Below are 18,407 nucleotides of genomic sequence, written 5' to 3'. Positions count from 1 at the left end.
ATGTCATATGGACCCATTCTCGGCGGGTTTGATTCTTCGGAACTGAAGAACCTTATTGTTGTATTCGTAAACCGATTCTACATTGCGTAAAATGGTTTGTCGCGTTTTAGTTGCTCATACGTGCCGACAAACGGCTATCCTCTCGTTATCCCTCCACTCAGTCAGGTCAACATGCCCCTTTCCGCCAAACGCCGCGCCGCGCTCAGCTGGCGTACCCTGCTACCCTGGGTGGTTGGCGTGCTGCCGGTGCTATGCGGCCTGGGCGTGATGAACTGGCAGATCGAGCGCGAGATGCAAGCCAGCAGCCAAGCCACCACTCGCCAGGTGGTAGCACATGTCGAGCACATGCTAGACAGCCTGGCCAGTGCAGCCAATGCCTTGCTGCCACTTGCCGGCAGCCCTTGCGACGAGGTTCAACTCAGGCTGCGTGCCGAGGTTACCCGCAACGCGTTCGTGCGCTCGACCAACCTGTTCCGGGATAACAGCCTTTATTGCACATCGTTATTCGGTGACTTTGACGAACCGGTCAACTCGGCTGACTACGTCGACGGCAAGCTATGGCTGATGGACGGCAACTCAGTCACTCCCGGTCACCCGCTGCTGGTGTACCGCGCCAGCGCTGGCAATCACGGCGCGATCAGTACGGTGGATGGCGATCACCTGCTGACCGCGCTGCGCCTGATCGGCCCTGATGTGGACCTGCACATTCGTGTGGGCAGCGCCTGGATGGGCAAGGACGGCATCGTCCACAAGGGCGTCCCCCCTGCTGCTGCCAGTGCCAATGTGCTGCTGGGCTCGACGCGCTACCCGTTCAGCGTGCAAGGCGGCTATGCCGTCGACCATCAGGGCGCGCTGTGGCGCAGCCATTACCCGGCCTTGCTCGCGTTGCTACTGGTCCTGGGCGCGGTGGCCGCATTGGCATGCCGCTGGCAGCTTCGCCGGGCCAACTCGCCGCGCGCCGAACTGCGCCGGGCGCTGGAGGCCGACGAGTTCCTGCCTTACTTCCAGCCGGTGGTACGCAAGGGCGATTATCGCTGGGCCGGCGCCGAAGTGCTGATGCGCTGGAACCACCCGCAGGAAGGCCTGGTGCGCCCCGACCTGTTCATTCCCTATGCTGAACACAGCGGGCAGATCGTCGCCATGACCCGCGCCTTGATGATGCACACCGCGCAAAGCCTGGCCCCTTATGCCGGGCTGCTGGAAGATGGCTTTCACATTGGCATCAACATTACCGCCGACCATTGCAGCGACTTGCGCCTGCTGGATGACTGCCGCACGTTCCTGCAGCACTTCCCGCCAGGCCGGGTGTTGCTGACCCTGGAACTGACCGAGCGCAAGCTGATCGAGCCCACACCGGTGACCCTGGATCTGTTCGAAAAACTCGATGCCATGGGTGTGAAGATCGCGCTTGACGACTTCGGCACGGGCCAATCGAGCCTCAATTACCTGCGCCAGTTCAAGGTCGACTACCTGAAGATCGACCAAAGCTTCGTGGCCATGATCGGTGCCGATGCGTTATCGGTGCATATTCTGGAGACCATCATCGAACTGTCGGCCAAGCTTGGCCTGGGTATCGTTGCCGAAGGCGTGGAAACCGAAGCCCAGCGTGACTACCTTGCCCGCCACAGTGTGGATTACCAGCAAGGCTACCTGTTCGCCCGGCCCATGCCCGCGGCCCAGTTCCTCTCAATGCTGGCCACGCAGCCAGGTGCGTCGCGGTTGCCGCAAGGCGCGCCCCCTGAGATCATGCGCGGCTGATCCACCCGCTCAACTTCCGTATTCGAGGCATTCGTGTCAAAAGGCATTGTTTCATCGGTCATGGCGTCCTGTCTGTTCGCCGTGATGTACTTCTATACGTCGCTGCTCAAGCCACTCGATGGCGAAGAAATCTTCGGGTGGCGCACCCTGCTGACGCTGCCCTGCCTGACCTTGTTCATGCTGGTATCCAAAGACTGGAAACGGGTAGGCGAACTGCTGGGTCGGGTAAGACGCACGCCGGTTCTGCTGCTCGGCATGGTCGGCACTTCATGGCTGATGGGCGTGCAGCTGTGGCTGTTTCTTTGGGCGCCCCTGCACGGGCGCAGCCTGGAAGTGTCGATGGGCTACTTCCTGCTACCGCTGGCTATGGTCCTGACCGGGCGACTGGTTTACGGCGAGCGCCTGTCGCGCCTGCAGAAGGTTGCCGTGACGTGCGCGGCGCTGGGCGTCGGCCACGAGCTGTATCAGCATGGCAGCTTTGCCTGGGAAACCTTGGTGGTGATGATCGGCTACCCGATCTACTTCGTGCTGCGCCGACGCTGCCGCACCGACCACCTGGGTGGCCTGTGGTGCGACATGTGCCTGCTGCTGCCATGGGCGCTGTATTTCGTTATCCAGGGGCCGCTGTCCGGCGCCGACCTGCAAGCACACCCAGGGCTGTATGCACTGATTCCGGTCCTGGGGGCGATCAGTGCCTCAGCCCTGATCGCCTATGTGCTAGCCAGCCGTTTGCTGCCCTTCAGCCTGTTCGGCCTGCTCAGCTACGTCGAGCCCGTGCTGCTGGTAGGCGTGGCGTTGCTGCTGGGCGAAACCATCGGCCCGGATCAGTGGCTGACTTACCTGCCGATCTGGGCCGCGGTGCTGGTGCTGGTGCTTGAGGGCTTCAAGCACCTGCTGCGTCAGCGTCGCCGCTCGGTGTAAGGCGCACCTGGCGGACCCGCCGTTCTTCAACGGCCTCCACGGTCAGCGTCCAGCCATTCCAGGCCAACTGATCGCCAACCATCGGCAGGCGGTCGAGCAAGCTCATCACCAGGCCCGCAAGGGTCTGGTAATCCTCGGTGGCCCGGGCACTGAAGCCGGTACGCGCCTGCACCTGGCTCAGGTTCACGGCACCACTGACCACAAAGCCCTCCCCCTCCTGAACGATGCCAGGGCCTTCTACCTCACTGGCATCCGGCAGCTCACCGGCAATCGACTCAAGGATATCGGTCATGGTCAGCAAGCCGGTGAAATCACCAAACTCGTTGACCACAAAAGCGATGTGGGTCGATTGGCCGCGCATCTGCTCCAGGGCGTTAAGGATGCTGAAGCTCTCCAGCAGGTTCAACGGCACCCGGGCCATGCCTTCCAGGTCAGGCTGGCTGCCCGACAGCAGTTCCTTGAGCAGCTCCTTCTTGTGCACAAAGCCTAAAGGCTCCTCGATACGGCCGCCACGAATCAACGGCAGACGCGAGTATGGCGAGTTGGCCAGGGCCTGGGTAATGGCTTCGGCCGGCTGCGCCAGGTCGATTACATCGACCTCGGTACGGGCGGTCATCACCGTGCGGATCGGCCGCTCGGCCAGGTTCAGCACGCCACTGATCATCACCCGCTCACGGCGGTCAAACAGCACCTGCTCCTCGCCCCCTTCGACCAGGTCGGCGATTTCTTCACCTACCTCGTCAGCCTCGACCCGGCGGCCACCCAACAGGCGAAGCACGGCGTGGGCGGTACGCTCACGCAGCGGCTTGTGCTGCTGAAGGCTGCGCTTGCGGCGGGCACGCGCCAGCTGGTTGAACAGCTCGATCAGGATCGAGAAGCCGATGGCCGCGTACAGGTAGCCTTTCGGGATGTGGAAGCCCAGGCCCTCTGCGGTCAAGCTGAAACCGATCATCATCAGGAAACCCAGGCACAGCATGATGACTGTGGGGTGGGCATTGACGAAGCGGGTCAGCGGCTTGCTGGCGACGATCATGATGCCGATCGAGAAAATCACCGCGATCATCATCACCGACAGGTGTTCAACCATGCCCACCGCCGTGATCACGGCGTCCAGTGAGAACACCGCATCCAGCACGACAATTTGCGCGACGATCGGCCAGAACGCGGCATGACGCAACGTACCACTGGCCTGCGTCACATGGCCTTCAAGGCGCTCATGCAGCTCCATGGTGGCCTTGAACAGCAGGAACACACCACCGAACAGCATGATCAGGTCACGGCCGGAGAAGCTCTTGTCGAACACCTCGAACAGGGGGGCGGTGAGGGTGACCATCCACGAAATACTGGCCAAAAGACCCAATCGCATGATCAGCGCCAGGCTCAGGCCAATCACCCGCGCGCGGTCGCGCTGGTGCGGCGGCAGCTTGTCGGCCAGGATGGCGATGAACACCAGGTTGTCGATACCCAGCACCAGCTCGAGGACAATAAGCGTCAACAGGCCTAGCCAGGCCGTGGGATCGGCTAGCCATTCCATTAGCGGGTACTCACGAGGGAGGGGTCACAAGGACGGGAAAAGGTTGGCCAGGAAGGCCGAGAATGGGGGGGCTCCGCGAAGGTGCTCATATAGACCTTGATAACAAATTGGGAGAATGATGCTACAAGCACAGCAGGTTTCTCAGATAGCGCAAAACTATTACAAAACCTGTAACGGGTTCGCCGTGCGTTAAGCATCGCCTGGGAGATCGAGCGCCGCCCGCGCGGCGCTTCGCGGCACAAGGCCGCTCCCACATCTGTTTCGGGCCAATCACTCCTGTGAGTTCACCGCTGGCCGCCTTGTTTGTTCCATTCGTTATCGGCTGCGCCACTGCTCTTAATGAATCTCCAGCCATGCACCAAGGGTGCGCGCGCCAAAGGCACAGGAACAATTGGCCCGAAACAGACTGTGGGAGCGGGCTTGCCCCGCGAAGCGCCGCGCGGGCGGCGCTCGATCTCACAGGCACCCAAAACCTAAAGGCAAGCACCTGAACGGGTACTTTTATTCAATACACCATGAAGCGGTAAGCCGAGGATGTAGCACTCCCAAACCAAACGGATCCCGCTCATGAGCCTGTCCTTGTCCATGGCCGCCTTCGCGCTGGCGGCCTCGATCTCCCCCGGCCCGGTCAATATCGTCGCACTGGGCAGCGGCGCACGCCATGGCCTGCGCGCCAGCCTGGGGCATGTGGCCGGTGCCACGCTGGGTTTCTGCCTGCTGCTGGTGCTGGTCGGGCTGGGCCTGCATCAATTGCTTGTGCGCTGGCCATTACTGGGCCTGCTGTTGCACTGGGGCGGTGTGGCATTTTTGCTGTATATGGCGTGGAAGCTGGCCAGTGACGACGGCAACCTGGGCAAGGCACATTCAACTCAGGCGCCCTCGGCCTGGCACGGTGCCGCTATGCAATGGCTCAACCCCAAGGCCTGGTTGGCGGCAGTAGCCGGGGTCGGCGCCTATACCGGCGGTGAACAGCACTTACTGTGGCTGTTCACCTGGATCTATGGGCCCATCTGTTTCATTTCGGTGGCATGCTGGGCGTGGGCAGGCAGCGTGATCCGCCAGTACCTGGGCAACCCACGGCACATGCGCCTGCTCAATCGAGGGTTGGCAGTGCTGCTGGTCGGTAGCGCGGTTTACCTGGTCCTTTGAAGCCTGCATCGCGATAATGCCCCGGTGTTGCCGCCAGGTGCTGCTTGAACACCCGCTGCAGGTGTGCCTGGTCGGCAAACCCTGCTTCCTGCGCCACGTCGGCAATGGCCCGCCCCCGACGCAACTGCGCCCGCGCCATTTGCACGCGTTGGTCAAGCAGATAGCCATGCGGTGTCAGGCCAAAGCGTTGGCGAAACGCACGTATCAGGTACGAACGCGACAGGCCGCAGGCTGCGACAATGTCTTCGAGGCACAGCGGATCGCTGCGATGAGCACGTATGAAAGCCGCCGCCGCCTCAAGCCGTGGGTTGCCTTCCCCGCTCACCTCGCCATCGCCCTCCAGTAAAGCCGGCAACTCGCTGAACAAGGCCGCCAGCCGAGCCTCGCGATCCGGCACGCGGCTATCGAACAGGTCGGCAAAACCCTGCAACAGCCGCTGGTACAGCACAGCCGATGTGCTTATGGTCTGCGCCGGCAAGGCGAACCCCTGCGCCTGCAGCCACGGCATGTCGACAAACAGCATCAGGTAAGACCACGGCTCCCCGGCAATGGGGTTGCAGGTATGCACGACGCCAGGGTTCATCAATACGGCGGTGCCCGCCGTCACCTCAATGCGCTGCTCGCCATTAAGGTAAGTGCTGCGCCCGCCCGTGATCACCCCGATGGAAAAGCTCTCGTGAGCGTGCGCTGCATAGCACACCTGGCGCCCGTCCCCTACGCGGCGGGCTTCGACGAATGGCAACGCAGGGTCGCGCCAGAACCGTGATACCTCGATCATCCCTCGCCTCACCCGCTGCAGCTTGATGCGTGGATATTACACATTCAACGCGGGATCAGGTCCAACGTGCGTTCAACTTCATCGATATCGACCCTGAAACCGTCGCCTTCCGGAATACCTACCACAAAGGCGAAATGCTGATGGTCACGGTCCGTCAGGTACTTGTAGTAGCTGACAAAGCGGTTCGGCGGCTGCAACGCCACCACGCAACCGCCAGCCTGCAGCACATTCACCCCATGCACCAGCTGGCTGCCCTCCACCCCGATGACCACCTTGGCCCCGGCGCAGGCCGCAATAATGCTCGGCACATCAGACTTCAGCGGGTTGACGACGCGAAAACCCCGGGTCACGCGCAGGTGCTCGGCCAGTTCCAGTTCGTTGCGCAGCATGCGCAGTTCGCCGTCACCACCGCGCAGCAGAAACACCCCCGGGTGCGGCGCATGCGGCACATGCGACAGCAGCTTGTCACCCATGGCCCGATAGCGGGCGTGCCGGCTGCGGTTATTACTCATGTCATCGAACAGTACCAGTTCCCGGAAAAAGGCACTGCGCAGGCGCAACGGCTTCATGTCCAGCCAGTCTTCATAGGCCGGCCCTTGGGTAAACAGCGGGTATCTGGCAGAAGGCGCGGTGGTCACCGGGATACCCTCGTTACAGGCCAGCGCATAGGTCGGGCAATCTTCCATCAGCCAGGTGCCGAACCAGCTATTGCCGTTCTGCGTGCAGTAGATGGCGCCGCGATCGATTTCGTTGTCAACGATGACGGTCGGGAACCTGTTCGGCTTCTGCGAAAGCCAGTGGCTGGCGTTGCCCTTGTACAACGCCCCATCGACCAGCCATACGTCCTTGACCAGGTATCCGCGGGTTGGCCCGTGCAGCGCGTTGGTACCGCCCTCCATGGTGCGTGCCGGGTGCACGTAGGGGTAGAAGCGCTTGCCTTCCCACCCTGTCACCCGCTCCAGCTGGCCAGGCAGGTAAATGGCCGGCGGTGTCACCGCAGCTTCGCCAGGGGCGATGTCCCAGCTTTTGCTGGCAATGCTCTTGAGGTCGATAGCCTGGTGCTTGCCCAACCGCTTGCGCGCTATGTAGCGGTAAGCGGCCAACGTCCAGTTGTGCTGTTTACCGGCAGTCGAAGCACTGAACTGCGAGACATCGCTTCCCATGAAGCGTTCCCCCTTGATGACGAGGTCCAAAGCCTGGCGCAAGGCGCCTGATCAATGCGTTCCCTGCAACCCCTTAGCTGCACATGACCCGCTCCATGGCGGGCGGTGACTGCAGGTTGGCGTAACGGCTGCGCAACGCTTCGACGAACGATTCGCCTGCACCGTTACCGCCATAGAGGTAAATCTTGTGCAGGCCGCCGAACACCATTTCGTGGTAACGGCTGGCAACTTCCTCATCGCTAGGCCCTTCTGGCAAGCCAAGGTGCAAGGTCAGTTTGTCGCCTTCCACCGCAAACATCGGCGTATCCCAGAGAAATTTCGCCGTACCCGTCTTGGGCAAACGGACAAACAGATAAGCATGGTTGCCCAGCGAGTCGATATCTCCCCCGCGACGGCGCTTCCACTTCAGCAGGCCGTCATCGGGACGCGCCAGGCACAGGCCAATGTCGTAATAGTCGAAACCCTGTTCCAGTGCCCATTCGAGGGCCATGAACGTGGTTATCGAATTCACCTCGCGCAAGCGTTTGGCGTCAGAAAATACCGCTTCGCAATAACCGAAACGCAAGGTACTCCAATAGCGCTTGCCGCCACGCACCACTTCGCAGCCAAGGTGGCAACCGATGACCTCATCACCCAAGGTGATCAAGTCGAGCCGGCCAACGCTTTTGGCGATGCGAAATACCTCATCCGTGGGGAACTGCGCAGCATGGATGCCTTGCCTGGCAGTGGCATACGGGCGCAACAGGTCACGGTCGGCCATGGCGATCTCGTCATCCGAAAGCGCCTGGCGCATCTGGTACAGCGGGCGGTGCTTGCGGATACTGCGCCGCAGTTCGCTGTCGTAGCGCGCGGTGATGTCTTCCAGCGCACGCCCCAGTGGCACCACCGCGCTCAGGTAGTGCGGTACCGACAAAGCGCCGGAAGTAGGCACTTCGCTGACCAGCACCACGTGGTTGGCTGCTGTGGTTGCGCTGGCGCTATCAACGATCAAGGCACTGCCTTGCCCTTTGCCAGCGATCAGCAGCTTGGCCATCTCCCGCTGCTGCTTGCGGCCGATGTAGAGAATTTCGTAAGGGCTCTCCTGCTGCGGCCGGAACCTCGCAACCTCCCAGCGCCACAAGCAGGCACGAGCCATCACTTCACGCAGCTGGCTGCCCAGCAGTCTGATTTCGTAACGCTGGGAGGGCGAGATGAATTTTCGCGCCACGGCTGTCAGGGTCGCTTTCATTTCTTCTTCGACGTCCTTATGAAGTTACCCTAGGGCCTATCAGAAAAGAGAACAAATCAGAGGAAAACACTTAACGCCTTGATATATATAGATGAACCGCACATTGAAAGCCTCACATTCAGTAACAATTTAAGATGCCACGAAACACTTTGGCAAGTGGCACTTCAATAGCATTTGAAGAAGTTTCATGGCGTCAAATTTCCTTCACTAAAAGCCAGGCTGAATAAAACTTAGCTATAAGCGTCCCCGACCCAAGCGATATCCAAGTACCACTTCGCTATTACCCAATAACGTTTGATGCCTCCTTCGCATAACAGGAGCATCACCATGCCGGTCAATAATCCCCACCAAGCGCTGCTTGCGGCCCAGCTACCACTTTGGGCCCGCCAGGCAGCGCCCAATCACTGGGCGGGCTTGAAGCAAAGCCAGGACGCCCAGTGGCAGAGACAGGACTGGTTCGCCAACGCCGCGCCCGACCTGCGCCAGGCGGTGCATGCCAGCCATACACGCTTGATGCGCTCGCAAGCAGCCCTGGCCCGCTCGCTAAAGGGGCTCAGGCAGATCAACGAATTCGCCGAGCCGCTGCTGCAAGGTTGCCTTGCCCAACATGGTGTTCACGCACCCGTGCGCAATTGCCAGCTCCTGCGGGTTGAACATAACTGGCACTGGATTGGGCTGCGTTATCTCAACAGTCATCGCCGCGACAACCTGCTGCAGGCCGCCCTGCAGAACTTCGCTGATGACGAGGCCTTTACCGCCGAGAGCGCTATTGCCTTGAGTGATGACATTCATGTGGCCAAGGTTGAGGTACAAGGCTCAGCGCCCATTGGCATGCAAGCACCGGTTGCACACTTTGCCTTAAGTTCGGAGCGCTATCAGGTGAAGCGCCTGCCACTCACCCCCGAAACCTTCGCCACACTGTGCCGGGCACTGGACCTGGGCGGCGCTTACCAGGCACACCTGGCGCAGCACTTCGCCCCACCTGGCGTGCGTACGCAGGCCATGCGCGTACAACAGGACCGCCTGCGCCTGGCGGCCGACCTTGCCTTTTTGCAACACCTGCTGGACGGCAACGCGCGGGATGCCATCGAGCGGCTACTGCAAGGCGGTAACGTGCGGTGCTGGCAGCTGGCGCTGTTCGGTCACACCCTGAACGAAGTGATGCTGGTCGAGGTTGGCCGCACGGGGCTGGCGCTGTTCATGCCCGGCCATGAACCGGCCTTGCGCCAATGCAACGACCTTGAAGCGGTGCACGAAGCGCTAGCGACCTTGTTGCTGGAGCCCACAGCGCGTCAGGCTTTCATGGCCTACATCACTCAGGATGAGCGCGCGCATTTTCTTGACCTGCTGCAACAGAACCTTGATGCCACAGGCAATTGCGCCACCGATCAACCTTGGCAGCGCGCGGCGCACGCCGACCTGCGCCCGACGCGCCAGGCGATCACGACCGAGCCGTTCGGCTTCTATCAGGACCTGCACGTAGCCCGTCTGAAGCATGAAGCCGGCCTGCTTGCGGTCCCCACCGCGCAGGCAGATGCCACTGCCCGCGCCAGGCGCCAGGAAGAATGGGAAAACCTCGGGCTGGACGCCCTGAACATCGCCGGTTTCTTCATACCGGCCGTCGGCACCCTGATGCTGGCCGTGACCGCATGCCAACTGCTGGGCGAAGCCTTCGCAGGCTACGAGGCCTGGGAAGCCGGCGACCGCCATCTGGCGCTGCAGCACCTGGAGGCGGTCGGCTTGAACCTGGCCCTGATTGGCGGCTTCATCGCTGCGGGCAAAGTGCTCCCCAAGCTGTTCAACAGCCCTTTGCTGCAGAACCTGCAGGAAGTGCGCGGCAGCGACGGGCGCTACCGCCTGTGGAACAAAGACCTCACGCCCTATCGCAGTAACGTGGAACTGCCGGAGAACCTGCAGCCCAATGCCCAAGGCCAGTACCTGCACCAAGGGCGCCACTTTCTCCGCATGGACGGCCAGTTCTACGAACAGCGTTACGATGCCCACCGCCAGCAATGGCGCATCGTCCACCCGGATGTGCCAGACGCCTGGCAACCACCCCTGGAGCATAACGGCCAAGGCGCCTGGCACGGCCAGCATGAACAACCCACCGAGTGGTCATTTTCAACCCTCGCGCGCCGCCTGGGTGAGCCCTTCGCAGCGTTCGCCCCTCAACAACTGAAGCAGGCCGCTCGCATCTGTGGCCTCGACGCCGAGCGCTTGCGCCAGGTGCATCTGCAAGGCCGGCCTGCGCCACCGCTGTTCCTTGATACCTTGCAGCGCATGGCGGCACAGGCCGAAGTACAAGCCCAAGGCGCCACAGCAACGCCAGGTCTTTTTGAGCAGCTCTATAACGGTATTACGCCCATCAGCCCGGCGGAGCAGCAACTGATTACCGCCTACCCTCGCCTCTCCCCGTCCCTGTCAAGGCGCATGCTGGCGTCACTGGAGGGTGTCGAAGCACTTGCCTGGCAACAGCAAGGTGAACTTCCGGCAGTTGTTCGCCAACAGATCGAACAGCTGCACAGCGAACTGCCGCTGGTCCGCGCTGTGGAAGGTGTAATGCAACCGGCGCTGGCCAGCAGCGACAGTGAAAGGCTGCTGTTCAGTGCATTGGATGCCTTGCCCGGCTGGCCTGCAGAACTGCGCCTGGAACTGCGCGGCGCAAGCCCGCATGGCCCTGTGCTGGATCACGTAGGCAGTGAACGAGCCACCACCCGGTGCCGGGTCATCAAGTCTGCAGAAGGGTATGAAGCCGATCTGGGTGATCGCCCGGCGCCGGCCAGGCGTGATGCCGACCTGTGCCGCGCCGTGGAACAGGCACTACCACGTCGACAGCGCGAAGCCCTGGGTATTGTGCAAAGCAATGGCAACGTATTACGCCAGCACCTGATGGCATGGGTAGATGAGCATCGTTCGGTGCTTCAGCAGCGCCTCTGGGGGCCGAGTGCGCCGCGCCGTGAACCCCAAGGCTGGCTACGCGGTGGCCGCCCCTTGGCGCCGCTCCCGGCTCACCCACGCCAGACCGGCTCGCTGGTACAAAGCTATCGGCGCATTTTCCCCGAGGCCACCGATGCAGAGTTTGCCGAATGGCTGGGCGACGAGCAGGAGGAACCCAACCTGTATGACATGCGCTCGGCCAGCGAGCGGCTACGCGACCTGCAACAACGTCTGCAGAACTTGCGCAACCAACTTGAAGAATGGGCAAGGCCAGATCCGGCAAACCCACACCAGCGCCACCGCGCCATCCGCCCGATCATCAACGCCTGGCGGCGCCTTTCAAGGTTGACCCTCCAGGGCGGCGAGCGCTTGTACAAGCTTGACCTGGCCAGCCGCGGCCTGCGCAACGAAGACCTGGCCAGCCTTGCCTTACCCGACGACTTCGCCCATGTAGAGCACCTTTCGCTCAGTAATAACCACACGCTCAGTCAATTGCCCGCCGAGTTCCTGCAGCGTTTTCCCGATCTCAAGCGCCTGCTACTGACTCATTGCCGCTTCGACCAGTTACCGCGCCTGGCACGCCCGCAACAGCTGCGCTGGCTCGACCTGGACAGCAACCGCATAACCTGGGATGAACAGGCTCAGCAAACACTCAACCGGTACAGTGCCCTCAGCGTGCTTGATCTGAGCGACAATCCCCTGCTTGTGGCACCGGACCTGAACTGGCTTCCCGAGCTGAAAACCTTGTTCATGACAGGCTGCGCACTCACCGAACTTCCACCGGGCCTGGACCTGGTCAGCGGGCCGTTCATGCTCGATCTTTCGGCCAATCAGTTCCGCCAGTTGCCTGCCGGGTTCAACGTTGCTCGGCCTGTCGCCGACGCCCTGCGCCTTGAAAGCGAGTGGCTGGGCGAAACGGCACTTGCAGAAATCGATGCCTACAACAGCATTCATCAGGTAGACCTGCTGGTCAGTGAAAGTGATTATGAGGAATTCTTTTACCAGACAGGCCCGGCACAAACCGCCTTGTGGCAACGCTTGCCACTGCAGTACCGCCGCGATCTTCGGCCATTGCTGGACGTTGAACCCTTCCTGTCACACCCGCATCAGGCCCGCACAGAGTTCTGGCGCCGCCTTGCTGTGATCGATGCAGATACCGTACTACGCGAGGAGTGGCTTTCGCACCCACCGTACAACCTGTTCAACCTGCCGCTTTGACCTTACCCACGGTGCCTGCCGACGCGTAGGCAGGCACTGTCGGCCATGTTAAGCCAGACTGGTGTTTTTCCGGCAGCCGGTGCATGCTCGTAGCTGAAGCGTTTCACCCGGCTAGAAATTCGCCCTGTCATGTGAGGTGCAGTACCCATGGACCGTCTGCTCGATTCACTTTTCCCCAGCGCCGAGAACATTCCCGAAACCTGGCGCCTGGGAGCCCCGCTGGAACAACGCGACTACCTGGTAAACGGAGCACTCAAGCGCTGGGACGGCCCGCTGGCCACGGTGCGCAGCCCGGTCTGGCTCAAGGAAGGTAACGAGGAGCGCCAGGTGCTGCTGGGCAGCGCCCCGCTGCTCGATGCCGATACCGCGCTTACCGCCCTCGATGCCGCCGTGCAGGCCTACGACAAGGGCCGAGGCGCCTGGCCCAACATGCGCGTGGCCGAGCGTATCCAGCACGTCGAAACCTTCCTTGCACGCATGCGTGAGCAGCGTCAGGCCGTGGTCAAGTTGCTGATGTGGGAAATTGGCAAAAACCTGAAGGACTCGGAAAAGGAATTCGACCGCACCTGCGACTACATCGTCGACACCATCAATGCCCTCAAGGACCTCGACCGCCGTTCCAGCCGCTTCGAGCTTGAACAAGGCACGCTGGGCCAGATCCGCCGCGCGCCACTGGGCGTGGCGTTGTGCATGGGGCCTTACAACTACCCGCTGAACGAAACCTTCACCACGCTGATCCCGGCGCTGATCATGGGCAACACCGTGGTGTTCAAGCCGGCCAAATTCGGCGTACTGCTGATTCGGCCGTTGCTTGAAGCGTTCCGCGACAGCTTCCCGCCGGGGGTGATCAACGTCATCTACGGCCGTGGCCGGGAAACCGTCAGCGCGCTGATGGCCAGTGGCAAGGTCGATGTCTTTGCGTTCATCGGCACGCACAAAGCCGCCAGCGACCTGAAAAAACTCCACCCCCGCCCCCACCGCCTGCGCGCGGCGCTGGGCCTGGACGCCAAGAACCCGGGCATCGTGCTGCCCCAGGTCGACCTCGACAACGCCGTCGAAGAGGCGGTCACCGGCGCGCTGTCGTTCAACGGCCAGCGTTGCACGGCATTGAAGATCCTGTTCGTCCACGAAGACGTGGTCGACGCATTCCTCGACAAGTTCCAGCGCAAGCTCGCTGCACTCAAGCCTGGCATGCCGTGGGAGCCAGGCGTGGCACTGACACCGCTGCCCGAGCCGGGCAAGGTCGACTACCTCGACAGCCTGGTCGCGGATGCCAAGGCCAAGGGCGCACAGGTACTCAACGACGGTGGCGGGCACAGCCGCGGCTCGTTCTTCTACCCGGCCTTGCTGTACCCGGTAAACCACGACATGCGCGTGTACCACGAAGAACAGTTCGGCCCGCTGGTGCCGGTGGTGCCGTACCGCGACCTGCAGACGGTGATCGACTATGTACTGGACTCCGACTACGGCCAACAACTAAGCCTGTTCGGCAACGACCCGGCGACCATTGGTAGCCTGGTCGACATCTTTGCCAACCAGGTCGGGCGCATCAATATCAACGCGCAGTGCCAACGAGGCCCCGACACCTACCCGTTCAACGGCCGCAAGAACAGCGCCGAAGGCACCCTGTCAGTACATGACGCCTTGCGCGTGTTCTCGATTCGCACCCTGGTCGCCACACGCTTCCAGGAGGCCAACAAGGAACTGATCAGCGAAATCATCCGCAACCGCCAGTCCAGCTTCCTGACCACCGACTACATCTTCTGAAATCGCTGCCTTTATAGACAATCGATCTAGCACCGCTGTCGATTTTCCCTCTGTGCAAACGACTCTAAGCAACAGGGCGCCAACCGGCGCCCACTGCACAGGAGAGTCGAACATGGCAGTCAAAGCCATCCCCGAAGGCCAGCACAGCATCACCCCGTACCTGGCCATCAACGACGCCGCCAAGGCCATCGAGTTCTACAAGCGGGCTTTTGGCGCAGTAGAAATGTTCCGCCTTGACGCCCCCGGCGGGCGCGTCGGCCATGCCGAGCTGAAGATCGGTGATTCCTCGCTGATGCTGGGTGACCCCTGCGACATGGAAGGCGGCCTTACCGCCAGCCAGAAGCTCAGCGGCGCAGGCGTGGGCCTGCACCTGTACGTCGAAGACTGCGACAAGGTCTACGCTCAGGCCCTGGCTGCCGGCGGCACGCAGTTGCACCCCTTGACCGACCAGTTCTATGGCGACCGCAGCGGTACCTTGAAGGACCCGTTCGGCAACATCTGGTTCGTCTCTACCCACAAGGAAGACCTGACCCCTGACGAAATTCGCGCCCGCGCCGCGAAGATGTTCGGCGGCAACTGACCGACAAGTTGAAAGCGGCGCGACTTTGCTTGAAGCTTGGGGCTCGTAGCTTGGAGCTGCTTCATGCGAATCATCGAAAAAACCGCCGCCCAGGTGCGCAGCCTGACCCCCGCCGAAGAAGAGCTGCTGGTCGGCTTTGCCACCGGCAGCCTGGGTGGCCCGCGCCTGCTGCAGGCCAACCAGCTGCTGATGAAGGTGCGCAACGCCAACCACTGGCTGGCCTGTGATTGCCGCAGCGACGCCCTGCCGGTGCTCAATGTCACCCTGAACGGCAACACCGGCACGCTGTTCCTCAAGAACAACCCCGGCACTGCCGAGCACGCGCCCGGCTGCCCGTTCACCAAGGACGAACGAGAGGCGGCTGAACGGGAAAACGACCCCGCGCCACCTGCCGCCTGGCTGCCGCCCGACACACCGCTGCGCCTGATTGGCGACTTCCGTGCCGGCACCGCCAGTGCTGGCGGCGATGGCAGCGAGCGGCGCGAACAACAGCGCCTGCTGTCGCTGCTGCTGACCTGGATTGAAACCAGTGGCCTGAACCTGTATGCCACGCACCTGAAGAAGGACCTGACCGTGCAGTTTGCCGAACTGCGCAGCGTCGCCAGCCGCTACCCGCTGCTGGAGCGGGTGCCCGCCAGCAACTACCTGGAAACCCGCCTGGACATGAAGCACATGATGATGCTCAAGTCCCGCCTGCGCGAAGCCACGGTGTTCGGCAACCACCGCCGCCACGGCCTGTTGCTGGACTGTGTCGACCAGATCAAGGGGCGCAAGCTGTTCAACAACCGCAGCGAAGACGGGTTCGACTTCCAGGGGCACCACCTGTTCTGGGGTGGCAACCGCACCAGCGGGCCGCTGCTGGCGTTGATGCTCTATTCACCGACCAGTGCCGGCAGCCATTACTATGAATTGATCCATGTGGCCAGCGTGCCCGTGCTGTCACGCGCCCACCTGTTCCCGGTGTACCGCGACGAGGAACGCGAGCCGCTCAAGGCACTGGTGTCGCTGATCGACTGGATGGCCAGCAAGGGCGTCAAGGTGCAGATGCGCCGGCCGGTGATTGGTGGCCAGGTAATGGATGAACTGGTGATGACCTCTGACCAGGACAGAGTGTTGTCGATATCACTGCTGGACCAGCCGATCGGCCCTGAGCCGGACGCTGAAAACTTCAAGCGTTATGCCGACTTCAAGAGCCTGGAAACCTTCCGCAAGTTTGTTGCGGGCTTCTTTATGCGTGAGCGCTGAATAACCATTGCGAGCCCGCAGGCCCGGCCTCTTCGCGGGTGAACCCGCTCCTACAACGGCCGTACCGAACCTGCGATGCCAGCGTTAACCACCGATCAATGTAGGAGCGGGTTTACCCGCGAATACGGTGGCGCCCGCGACGGCAAACGACCAGGAATATTGGCCCGCAGGCCCCGGCCTCTTCGCGGGTAAACCCGCTCCTACAACGGCCATACCGAACCTGCGATGCCAGCGTTAACCACCGATCAATTTAAGAGCGGGTTTACCCGCGAATACGGTGGCGCCCGCAACGGCAAACATCCAGGGATACTGGCCCGCAGGCCCGGCCTCTTCGCGGGTAAACCCGCTCCTACAACGGCCGTACCGAACCTGCGATGCCAGCGTTAACCACCGATCAATGTAGGAGCGGGTTTACCCGTGAATACGGTGGCGCCCGCAACGGCAAACATCCAGGGATACTGGCCAGCAGGCCCGGCCTCTTCGCGGGTGAACCCGCTCCTACAACGGCCGTACCGAACCTGCGATACCGGGGTGCCCCACCAATCATGCCCGGCTCAACCCAGGAACAGCCTGTACGCCGGGTTATCCGTCTCATCCCAATACCGATACCCCATTTCATCCAGCGCAATCGGCAACCCCGCCACCTCCTCCCCCGGCACTTCCAGCGCCGCAAACACCCGCGCCTCGGCCGCGCCATGATTACGGTAATGGAACAGGCTGATGTTCCAGCGTTTGCCCAGGCGCTCGAGAAAGCCCAACAATGCCCCCGGGCGCTCAGGGAACTCGAAACGCAGCACCCGTTCATCCGCACCCGGCGTTGCATGGCCGCCGACGGTATGGCGCACATGCAGCTTGGCCAATTCGTTGTCAGTCAGGTCCAGCACGTTGTAACCCTGTTCACGCAGGCTGGCCAGCAACTGCTCGCGCGGATCATGCACAGGATGGGTCTGTACCCCAACGAACAGGCGCGCCTCCTTGCCAGGGTAATAGCGGTAGTTGAACTCAGTGATCTGCCGCTTGCCCAGCGCCTGGCAGAATGCGCGGAAGCTGCCCGGCTGTTCCGCAATGGTGACGGCGATGATCGCCTCGCGCTGCTCGCCCAGCTCGGCCCGTTCAGCCACATGACGCAAACGGTCGAAATTGACATTGGCCCCGGAGTCGATGGCCACCAGCGTCTGCCCCTGCACACCGTCGCGTGCCACGTACTTCTTGATCCCGGCTACAGCCAGGGCCCCGGACGGCTCGGTGATCGAGCGGGTATCGTCGTAGATGTCCTTGATCGCTGCGCACAGTTCGTCGCTGCTTACTGTCACTACCTCATCGACGAAGTGCCGGCACAGCTCAAAACAATGGGCGCCGATCTGCGCCACCGCCACACCATCGGCAAAAGTGCCGACCTGTGGCAGGATCACCCGCTCTCCAGCGGCCATGGCAGCCTGCAGGCAGTTGGAGTCCTCCGGCTCGACGCCGATCACCTTCACTTCCGGGCGCAGGTATTTCACGTACGCGGCGATACCGGCGATCAAGCCACCGCCGCCCACCGGCACAAAGATCGCATCCAGAGGTCCCGGGCGCTGACGAAGGATTTCCATGGCCACGGTGCCCTGGCCGGCGATCACGTCCGGGTCATCGAATGGCGGCACGAAGGTGGCACCTTCGCTGTCGGCCAGTTTCAACGCATGGGCCAGCGCATGCGGGAAGCTTTCGCCGTGCAGCACCACGTGCCCACCGCGCGATCGCACCCCTTCCACCTTCAGCGACGGCGTGGTGGTGGGCATGACAATGGTGGCCTTCATGCCCAGGTGCGATGCCGCCAGCGCTACGCCCTGGGCATGGTTGCCCGCCGATGCAGTGATCACCCCGCGTTCACGCTGCTCGCGGGTCAGGCGGGACAAACGGGTGTAGGCACCACGGATCTTGAACGAGAAGGTAGGCTGCAGGTCTTCACGCTTGAGCAAGACCTGGTTGCCCAGGCTGGCAGACAGGGCCGGCGCAGCTTGCAGCGGCGTTTCGATGGCCAGGTCGTACACCGGCGCGGCAAGAATGCGCCGCACCTGCTCCGACAGCAGTTGCTGGGGGCTAACGGGTGTACGAGGAAGGCTGAAGCTGGTCATCGATGACTCCTTGGC

The 18,407-nt window shown here is 62.0% G+C and carries 12 protein-coding genes; 7 read left to right on the top strand and 5 right to left on the bottom strand.

Annotation, left to right across the window (positions count from 1 at the left end; genetic code table 11):
- The first annotated feature begins 171 nt into the window (after positions 1 to 171).
- Both ACIP02_RS16635 and rarD read left to right on the top strand, forming a co-directional pair.
- Positions 172 to 1,758: an EAL domain-containing protein gene (locus ACIP02_RS16635; protein ID WP_400618013.1), complete on the top strand. Its 1,587-nt coding sequence runs from the start codon at positions 172 to 174 to the stop codon at positions 1,756 to 1,758.
- 33 nt (positions 1,759 to 1,791) lie between these two features.
- Positions 1,792 to 2,679 carry an EamA family transporter RarD gene (rarD, locus tag ACIP02_RS16630; RefSeq protein ID WP_400618011.1) on the top strand — a complete coding sequence of 296 codons (888 nt, stop codon included), beginning with the start codon at positions 1,792 to 1,794 and terminating at the stop codon, positions 2,677 to 2,679.
- Here rarD and ACIP02_RS16625 read toward each other — a convergent pair.
- On the bottom strand, positions 2,642 to 4,213 hold the full coding sequence (locus ACIP02_RS16625; protein ID WP_400618009.1) for a TerC family protein: 1,572 nt from the start codon (positions 4,211 to 4,213) through the stop codon (positions 2,642 to 2,644). The genes rarD and ACIP02_RS16625 overlap by 38 nt on opposite strands.
- Before the next feature lie 567 nt (positions 4,214 to 4,780).
- On the opposite strand from ACIP02_RS16625, the gene ACIP02_RS16620 reads away from it, so the two are divergent.
- Positions 4,781 to 5,362 carry a LysE family translocator gene (locus ACIP02_RS16620; protein ID WP_400618007.1) on the top strand — a complete coding sequence of 194 codons (582 nt, stop codon included), beginning with the start codon at positions 4,781 to 4,783 and terminating at the stop codon, positions 5,360 to 5,362.
- Here the strand turns inward: ACIP02_RS16620 and ACIP02_RS16615 are convergent.
- The 3 genes from ACIP02_RS16615 to ACIP02_RS16605 all read right to left on the bottom strand — a co-directional run bounded on the left by ACIP02_RS16615 (position 5,307) and on the right by ACIP02_RS16605 (position 8,531).
- The gene (locus tag ACIP02_RS16615) at positions 5,307 to 6,140 is read right to left on the bottom strand and encodes an AraC family transcriptional regulator (protein WP_400618006.1); all 834 of its coding nucleotides are present in this window, start codon (positions 6,138 to 6,140) and stop codon (positions 5,307 to 5,309) included. The two genes, ACIP02_RS16620 and ACIP02_RS16615, sit on opposite strands and share 56 nt — an antisense overlap.
- Positions 6,141 to 6,184: 44 nt before the next feature.
- On the bottom strand, positions 6,185 to 7,303 hold the full coding sequence (locus tag ACIP02_RS16610; protein WP_400618004.1) for a glycosyltransferase 61 family protein: 1,119 nt from the start codon (positions 7,301 to 7,303) through the stop codon (positions 6,185 to 6,187).
- A 73-nt stretch (positions 7,304 to 7,376) separates the two neighbouring features.
- The gene (locus ACIP02_RS16605) at positions 7,377 to 8,531 is read right to left on the bottom strand and encodes a hypothetical protein (RefSeq protein ID WP_400618002.1); all 1,155 of its coding nucleotides are present in this window, start codon (positions 8,529 to 8,531) and stop codon (positions 7,377 to 7,379) included.
- 327 nt (positions 8,532 to 8,858) lie between these two features.
- Between ACIP02_RS16605 and ACIP02_RS16600 the strand changes: the two genes are divergently transcribed.
- The 4 genes from ACIP02_RS16600 (at position 8,859) to ACIP02_RS16585 (ending at position 16,278) form a co-directional block, all read left to right on the top strand.
- The gene (locus ACIP02_RS16600; protein ID WP_400618000.1) at positions 8,859 to 12,686 is read left to right on the top strand and encodes a dermonecrotic toxin domain-containing protein; all 3,828 of its coding nucleotides are present in this window, start codon (positions 8,859 to 8,861) and stop codon (positions 12,684 to 12,686) included.
- A 147-nt stretch (positions 12,687 to 12,833) separates the two neighbouring features.
- Positions 12,834 to 14,453 (top strand): NADP-dependent glyceraldehyde-3-phosphate dehydrogenase, encoded by a 1,620-nt coding sequence (locus ACIP02_RS16595; protein ID WP_400617998.1) that lies wholly within the window; start codon positions 12,834 to 12,836, stop codon positions 14,451 to 14,453.
- A gap of 112 nt (positions 14,454 to 14,565) precedes the next feature.
- A complete protein-coding gene (locus tag ACIP02_RS16590; RefSeq protein WP_400617996.1) occupies positions 14,566 to 15,033 on the top strand; it encodes a VOC family protein in 468 nt (155 codons plus the stop codon).
- Between the two features lie 63 nt (positions 15,034 to 15,096).
- On the top strand, positions 15,097 to 16,278 hold the full coding sequence (locus ACIP02_RS16585; RefSeq protein ID WP_400617994.1) for a hypothetical protein: 1,182 nt from the start codon (positions 15,097 to 15,099) through the stop codon (positions 16,276 to 16,278).
- Between the two features lie 554 nt (positions 16,279 to 16,832).
- Here the strand turns inward: ACIP02_RS16585 and ilvA are convergent.
- Complete coding sequence (gene ilvA, locus ACIP02_RS16580) at positions 16,833 to 18,392, bottom strand: threonine ammonia-lyase, biosynthetic (RefSeq protein WP_400617992.1); 1,560 nt, start codon at positions 18,390 to 18,392, stop codon at positions 16,833 to 16,835.
- Positions 18,393 to 18,407 lie beyond the last annotated feature (15 nt).

The sequence above is a fragment of the Pseudomonas sp. NPDC089408 genome, assembly GCF_044749445.1.
Lineage (GTDB): Bacteria > Pseudomonadota > Gammaproteobacteria > Pseudomonadales > Pseudomonadaceae > Aquipseudomonas.
Note: the sequence above shows the minus strand (reverse complement) of the source record. Positions and strands in the feature narration are given on the sequence as shown.

Excerpts from the sequence above, each read along its gene's own strand:
- ACIP02_RS16635 (WP_400618013.1), top strand. The coding sequence starts at position 172 with ATGCCCCTTTCCGCCAAACGCCGCGCCGCGCTCAGCTGGCGTACCCTG.
- ACIP02_RS16625 (WP_400618009.1), bottom strand. The coding sequence starts at position 4,213 with ATGGAATGGCTAGCCGATCCCACGGCCTGGCTAGGCCTGTTGACGCTT.
- ACIP02_RS16620 (WP_400618007.1), top strand. The coding sequence starts at position 4,781 with ATGAGCCTGTCCTTGTCCATGGCCGCCTTCGCGCTGGCGGCCTCGATC.
- ACIP02_RS16615 (WP_400618006.1), bottom strand. The coding sequence starts at position 6,140 with ATGATCGAGGTATCACGGTTCTGGCGCGACCCTGCGTTGCCATTCGTC.
- ACIP02_RS16610 (WP_400618004.1), bottom strand. The coding sequence starts at position 7,303 with ATGGGAAGCGATGTCTCGCAGTTCAGTGCTTCGACTGCCGGTAAACAG.
- ACIP02_RS16605 (WP_400618002.1), bottom strand. The coding sequence starts at position 8,531 with ATGAAAGCGACCCTGACAGCCGTGGCGCGAAAATTCATCTCGCCCTCC.
- ACIP02_RS16600 (WP_400618000.1), top strand. The coding sequence starts at position 8,859 with ATGCCGGTCAATAATCCCCACCAAGCGCTGCTTGCGGCCCAGCTACCA.
- ACIP02_RS16595 (WP_400617998.1), top strand. The coding sequence starts at position 12,834 with ATGGACCGTCTGCTCGATTCACTTTTCCCCAGCGCCGAGAACATTCCC.
- ACIP02_RS16590 (WP_400617996.1), top strand. The coding sequence starts at position 14,566 with ATGGCAGTCAAAGCCATCCCCGAAGGCCAGCACAGCATCACCCCGTAC.
- ACIP02_RS16585 (WP_400617994.1), top strand. The coding sequence starts at position 15,097 with ATGCGAATCATCGAAAAAACCGCCGCCCAGGTGCGCAGCCTGACCCCC.
- ilvA (WP_400617992.1), bottom strand. The coding sequence starts at position 18,392 with ATGACCAGCTTCAGCCTTCCTCGTACACCCGTTAGCCCCCAGCAACTG.